This is a genomic window from Specibacter cremeus (assembly GCF_003946885.1).
In the GTDB taxonomy this organism is placed as follows: domain Bacteria; phylum Actinomycetota; class Actinomycetes; order Actinomycetales; family Micrococcaceae; genus Specibacter; species Specibacter cremeus.
This window is the reverse complement of sequence record NZ_RWKQ01000086.1, coordinates 1-5,934: the sequence shown is the minus strand read 5'-3', so window position 1 is coordinate 5,934 and position 5,934 is coordinate 1. Positions and strand designations below refer to the sequence as shown.

5 protein-coding genes and 1 pseudogene are annotated in these 5,934 nt (G+C 64.0%); 4 read left to right on the top strand and 2 right to left on the bottom strand.

Going from position 1 to position 5,934, the window contains the following annotated elements; translation table 11 throughout:
* Both EJC77_RS20085 and EJC77_RS20080 read right to left on the bottom strand, forming a co-directional pair.
* Positions 1 to 510, bottom strand: a 510-nt coding sequence (locus tag EJC77_RS20085) for an ImmA/IrrE family metallo-endopeptidase (RefSeq protein WP_125617046.1), incomplete at its 3' end; no start/stop codon positions are given.
* A 15-nt stretch (positions 511 to 525) separates the two neighbouring features.
* The gene (locus tag EJC77_RS20080) at positions 526 to 870 is read right to left on the bottom strand and encodes a helix-turn-helix domain-containing protein (RefSeq protein WP_125617043.1); all 345 of its coding nucleotides are present in this window, start codon (positions 868 to 870) and stop codon (positions 526 to 528) included.
* Between the two features lie 285 nt (positions 871 to 1,155).
* On the opposite strand from EJC77_RS20080, the gene EJC77_RS20075 reads away from it, so the two are divergent.
* The 4 genes and pseudogenes from EJC77_RS20075 to EJC77_RS20060 all read left to right on the top strand — a co-directional run bounded on the left by EJC77_RS20075 (position 1,156) and on the right by EJC77_RS20060 (position 5,709).
* A complete protein-coding gene (locus EJC77_RS20075) occupies positions 1,156 to 2,202 on the top strand; it encodes an NAD(P)-dependent alcohol dehydrogenase (protein ID WP_125617040.1) in 1,047 nt (348 codons plus the stop codon).
* 234 nt (positions 2,203 to 2,436) lie between these two features.
* A pseudogene (locus EJC77_RS20070) lies at positions 2,437 to 4,405 on the top strand (MDR family MFS transporter).
* A gap of 162 nt (positions 4,406 to 4,567) precedes the next feature.
* A complete protein-coding gene (locus tag EJC77_RS20065; RefSeq protein WP_125617038.1) occupies positions 4,568 to 5,095 on the top strand; it encodes a hypothetical protein in 528 nt (175 codons plus the stop codon).
* Positions 5,096 to 5,145: 50 nt separating this feature from the next.
* A complete protein-coding gene (locus EJC77_RS20060) occupies positions 5,146 to 5,709 on the top strand; it encodes an RES family NAD+ phosphorylase (protein ID WP_125617035.1) in 564 nt (187 codons plus the stop codon).
* The last annotated feature ends 225 nt before the right edge of the window (positions 5,710 to 5,934 follow it).

Here is a 5,934-nt window from a genome sequence, read left to right as displayed (position 1 = left end):
CAAACCACTACTGGCACACGCACCTAGCTGAATCAGGAGCAGCATTGGAGAGACCTCAAAATACCGAACCAGATGGGACAGATCGGCCGCGGTCAGCTTCTGCCGGGCTTTCCCGAGCCCTTCGAGGAACTCAACCACACCCTTTTGGGGGGCGAGCAGGTGCCGGGCGAATGAATCGGCCCGGATTTCTTCAGGACTTCGAGTACCGCAGCTGATGAACCCGCCGCTGGCGAAGTCACCAAGTTCGAGGTGACCCAGTTCGTGTGCCAGTGTCGCACGCTGACGTTCCGGCCACCGAGTGCACGCGACGGAAATAATGCACTGTTTGGTCTCGGGATCCTGAACGACCAGGCCGTCCAACCCGGCGTCCATCTCCAGGATTGCCACATCGATGCCGAGACGCCCCTCGATGAGGTCGCTAAAGTCATTGATCGGTGCATTGCCGAGGTCGTATTTGTTTCGGAAGTCCGCCGCCGCTTGAGCGGCTATTGTCTCGTTTTTTGCGGTCATCGGCAGCGGCTCTCGTTAGGCAGGCGGAAGGGTCTTGAGGGCTCTAGTAAGGTAAGTGTCCATTTCCAGCAGAAAGAAGAGGTGTTCCTTCACCTGAGTCATATCGGGGGTATTGTCGCCGTTCGTTCGGGCAGCGTATTGAACGCGATCGCGTCTCGGGTGCGATTCCATGAGGCTCGATTCGGGGCAACCCAAGGCTGCAGCAATGGCCGAGAGCTCGTAGGATTTCACCTGTCGATCGCCCTTTTCGATGCGTACGATGCTGGATTGGGAGAGATCGATCTTCTCCTCCAGGGCGCGTTGCGACATCCCCGCGTGCTCACGATAGCGCTTGATGAGGTCGCCTGTAGTCATCGTCATCGAAGTTGTCTCTCTGGATTGAGCGCCGGCGCTGAATCATGAATGCCGAGTTTGATTCAATGGTACTGCGAGGAGTGGGTGGCGGGCAATCATTCGTTGGCGAGTGGGCCCTGGTAGCCCCCCGCGGAGCCGCTTCGGCAGGCATGGGACCGGGCCAGTTCCGTGACGGGGCCGAGGGCGAAGTGTGCGGCCCGACGTTGAATCGGCCCTGAGGGTGTGAGCCGGTCGGGCATAGAGTGGACGTGCAAGCTGCCGCGGCGTTTCACGACGAAGGAAGGCTCTCCCATGCGTGCGATTGTGTTTGAAGACTGGAAGACGTTCCCGGTGCTCAAGGAGGTGGCGAAGCCCACGCCGGGGCCCGGCGAGGTTTTGCTCAAGGTGGCCGGAGCCGGTGCATGCCACTCGGATGTGAGTGTGTTCCAGGACTTCACGGCCGAGGTCCCGGGGACCCTGAAGGCCGGTTTCATCCTGGGCCATGAGAACTCCGGCTGGGTGGAGGAACTGGGCCCGGGGGTCAGCGGCGTCAACACCGGCGACGCATTCCTTGTGTACGGCCCGATCGGCTGCGGCCACTGCAAGGCCTGTTCACGCGGGCAGGACACGTACTGCGAGAACGCGGCCACCAACCCGTACCTGGCCGTCGGTCTGGGGCGCGACGGCGGCATGGCCGAATACGTCACCGTGCCGGTGCGCAACCTGGTGCCGCTGGGCGACGCCGATCCGATCGCGGCCGCGCCGTTGTCCGACGCCGCGTTGACGCCGTACCACGCCATCAAGAACGCGCTGCCGAACCTGGCCGGCGGCGGCCGGTTCGCGCTCGTCGTGGGCCTGGGCGGGCTCGGCCAGATCGCCGTGCAGATCCTCACGGCTCTCACGGGGGCGACCATCATCGCCACCGACATGAAGCCGGAGGCGATGGCGAAGGCGGAAGCCGCGGGCGCCGTCGTCGTTCCCGGCGGACCGGAGCAGGTCGCCGCGATCCGCGCGATCACCGGCGGACGCGGCGTGGACGCGGCGTTCGACTTCGTCGGCGTGACGCCCACGATCGCCACCGCCAGCGGCTCCATGGCGCAGGGCGGGAGACTGACGGTGGTGGGCATTGCCGGCGGCGTGCACGAGTGGACATTCTTCAAGACGCCGTATGAGTCGGTCATCACGAACACGTACTGGGGCACCATCGAGGACCTGCACGAGGTCGTCGACATGTACCGCAACGGGCAGATCATTCCCGACGTGGAGCGGTACAGCCTCGAGGACGGGTTGGAGGCGTACAGGAAGCTGGCCGCGGGGCAGTTGAGCGCCCGTGCCGTNGATCGTCCCGCACGCCGGTGATTGAGCACGCGGCTGATTGAGCTTGTCCGCCGGTGATTGAGCTTGTCGAAATCCCCGGGGTCTCGTTGCACGGCGGGCGCGTGCGGTGTAGCGTTCCAGTCTGCGCAATAATTCGCGTTCCGCCCACGCCGTCGTGATGCCGGTGTCAGCGGCATCCTCCCAACTCTCTTTCTTTGAGGACGCATGTCACGCGACAACTCAGCACCCGCTCCGGGCTCCTCCGGCGGCACCGTCATGAACCACCGCCAGATCCTTTTCGTGATCTTCGGCCTCATGGCGGGAATGTTCCTTTCGGCCCTGGACCAGACGGTGGTCGGCACCGCGATCCGCACCATCGGTNGACGATCTGCACGGGCTCAGCCTGCAGGCCTGGGTGACCACCGCCTATCTGATCGTGTCCACGATCAGCACCCCGATCTACGGCAAGCTGTCCGACATCTTTGGACGGCGTCCGCTGTTCATCTTCGCGATCGTCGTGTTCATCGCCGGATCGATCATGGCGAGCTTCTCGACGTCGATGATCGAACTCGCCACCTTCCGCGCCGTGCAGGGGCTCGGTGCCGGCGGCCTGATGTCCATGCCGCTGGCGATCATGGGTGACATGCTCGCCCCCCGCGAGCGGGCCAAGTACCAGGGTTACTTCCTGGCCGTGTTCGGTGTCTCGAGCGTGATCGGCCCGCTCATCGGCGGCCTGTTCGCCGGCACCGACCAGATTCTGTGGATCGCCGGTTGGCGCTGGGTGTTCCTGGTCAACGTGCCGATCGGCCTCGCCGCCCTTGCCATGGTGCTCCGCTTCCTGCATCTGCCGAAGGTCGACCGCCATTCGGTGCGCATCGACTGGTGGGGTGCGACGGCGGTCATCGTCGCACTCGTGCCGCTGCTCCTCGTGGCCGAGGAGGGGCAGACCTGGGGTTGGACCAGCGTGGCCGCCGTCGCGTGCTACGTCATCGGCGGGATCGGGGTCGTTGCGTTCATCATCGTCGAAATCCGCATGAAGGACGACGCGCTGATCCCCATCAAGCTGTTCCACTCGTCCACGTTCTCCATGGCCACCATCATCGGGGTTCTCGTGGGCTTCGGCATGTTCGGCGCGATGATGACGATTCCGCTCTATCTGCAGATCGTTCTCGGCTCCACGCCGACCGAGAGCGGCTTGCAGATGTTGCCGATGATCCTGGGGCTCATGATCGCCTCGATCGCCAGCGGCCAGCTGATCGCCCGCACCGGCAGGTACCGGATGTTCCCGATCCTCGGCACGGCCCTGATGTCGGCCGGGTTCCTCTACTTCACGTTCCTGAGGTACGACTCCTCCTTCTGGTTCGTCGCCGGTGGCATGTTGCTGATCGGTCTTGGCCTCGGCCAGCTCATGCAGACCCTGACGATCGCCAGCCAGAACTCGGTGGGCCTGCGCGACATGGGCGTGGCGACGAGCGCGTCGACGTTCTTCCGCCAAATCGGTGGAACCCTGGGCACCGCCGTCATGCTGTCGCTGCTCTTCACCGTCATGCCGCTGAACATCCAGGGCTCCCTCAGCGACACGCCCACGCTGAAGAGCGCGCTGGACGCCGCCATGACCCCGGCGGTGGCGAGCGCCCCCGAGAACCAGAAGATCATGGGCCTGATCTACACCGGCATGGTGAGTCCTCTGGAGAAGGGGGCGCAGCAGGGCGCGCACACGGCGGGGGTGAAGGCGCTCGTCGCCCAGGGCGTGCCGCAAGCGGTGGCCGAGACGAAGGTTCCCGCGCAGCCGCTCGACTTCTCGAAGCAGACGGTCCGTACACAGGTCATCGATCAGGTTGCCCCCACGATTGAAGGGAAGCTGAAGGCGGCGACCGGGACCTCGTCGGTCGGCGGCAGCAGCGCGATCAACGACACCTCGTTCTTGAAAGGCGCAGATCCGCGACTGACGAAGCCCTTCCTGACCGGGTTCACCGCCTCGACGATTGTCATCTACTGGGTCGCCCTCATGGTTGTGCTGCTGGCGTTTGTGCTCGCCCTGTTCTTCAAGACGCCGCCGCTACGCGCGAAGTCGGCCCTGCAGGAGGCCGCGGATGACGAGGCGGCCGCGGCGAAGGCCCACGAGGAAGCCGATCTCACGCTGCAGCACACCGCCGACGAGATGGGGGCGCTCGTGGAGCCCGGCAGCTATCACAGGCGGGACATCTCGGCCGACCCGGCCGGAGCTGACACGGGATCACGGTAGCGCAGCAAATCGCCTGCCATGTAGATTGCGCGCGGACGCTGGCGCGAAGTCATCGAGCCCGTTGAACCTGCCAGAACCAGGATGCTGGCAGTAAGAATTCGTGGCCATCCACAGGTTCCACGCTTAGGATGGGGTGATTGAACCTACGGAAGGGTGAGCCCGATGGCAACTGCATTCCAGGATGCGCCACGCCAAGAGGCACTCACTGAAGCGGCTGAGAACATGCGGCGATCCATTGAGGCCCTCGGGGCGGCCATCGAATCCCTTCAGGTTCCGGTGTCGCCCCAGATGGCGCGTGGAGTCCAAGCCACCGAGAACGCTTGGCGGGACATGCTGGGTGAGTTCGGCTTCATCAGCGCAGAGGAGGTCGGTGAGCTTCTCGGTTCGAACGCTCAGGCCGCATCGGGGTTCGCCGGCGACCGCCGGCGTTCCGGGACGTTGATCGGCATCCCACGCAAGAACACCTTCGTCTACCCGATGTTCCAGTTCGATGCTTCGCGCGGGATCGTGCGGCCGGCGATCCTCAAGCTGCTGGCCGTCGGAAAGAAGTACGGCATCAAGCCGGAATGGTTGGCCCAATGGTTGTGCGCTCCTACAGGGCAGTTGCATGGTGATCGACCTGTCGACCATCTCGATGACGTTGATCGCGTCGTTGAAGCTGCCGAGCACCATTATGGCGTGCAGTGGTAGAGGGGCCACACGGGCCCTTCAACCCGGAAGAACTACTCCTCCCAGCGGGGATGAAGCTCTTCCGGGTCTTCGACAACAGATCTCGTCGAGCAGCCAACGTTTTCAATCCAGGACTCGGCACGCCGACCAGATTTGCTCCACTTCTGGACCCGATGGTACCAACGCTTTACGCCGCGGAATCAGAAGTTGCCGCGGTGTGCGAGACCCTGCTGCACGACATTCCGGCCACGGGTGGCGTGCTGCTGCCAGATCAATACCTGTCCATGGTCTTATCCCGGTTGACCACGAAAAAGGACCTGGTACTGGCGTCGTTCATGGGGACAGGATTACGGGCCCTTGGCGTGGAGGCCGAGGAACTCACAGCATCCGAGGCGGCCTACTATGGGGAGACCGTCAAGTGGGCAAAGGCAGCGCATGAGGCTGAATATGACGGGATCGTGTGGATGAGCCACCGCTGCAACACGGACCATGCATACATTTTCTTCGGGGATAGGGTGGCGTCGGACGATTTGAGGATTGAAACCAGTGGCGCCCGCGCGTTCGCCTTGGAGCCTGACCTTGCCTGGCTCACGGACCTGTGCGGGCCGCTCCGCATTGAAGTGCGCTGGGGTTGACGGAGGCTGTGGGCGTCGACCGCCTGGGCGGCGAGCTGGAGGCCTGACGCGCGCATCATGACGCACGATGCGCCATGACGCACCACCAGGTGACACGGAAGCCAATGGCTATAGTGATGGGTACACCGCGCGCCCATCCACCAGTCCCAGGGCCCCGGAAAGGTCGGCGAGTAGGGCTGTGACCTGCGGCTTTGTTGCCGTGTGAGCGGCGTGGCGTGGGTGACG

Excerpts from the sequence above, each read along its gene's own strand:
- EJC77_RS20065 (WP_125617038.1), top strand. The coding sequence starts at position 4,568 with ATGGCAACTGCATTCCAGGATGCGCCACGCCAAGAGGCACTCACTGAA.
- EJC77_RS20060 (WP_125617035.1), top strand. The coding sequence starts at position 5,146 with ATGAAGCTCTTCCGGGTCTTCGACAACAGATCTCGTCGAGCAGCCAAC.
- EJC77_RS20080 (WP_125617043.1), bottom strand. The coding sequence starts at position 870 with ATGACGATGACTACAGGCGACCTCATCAAGCGCTATCGTGAGCACGCG.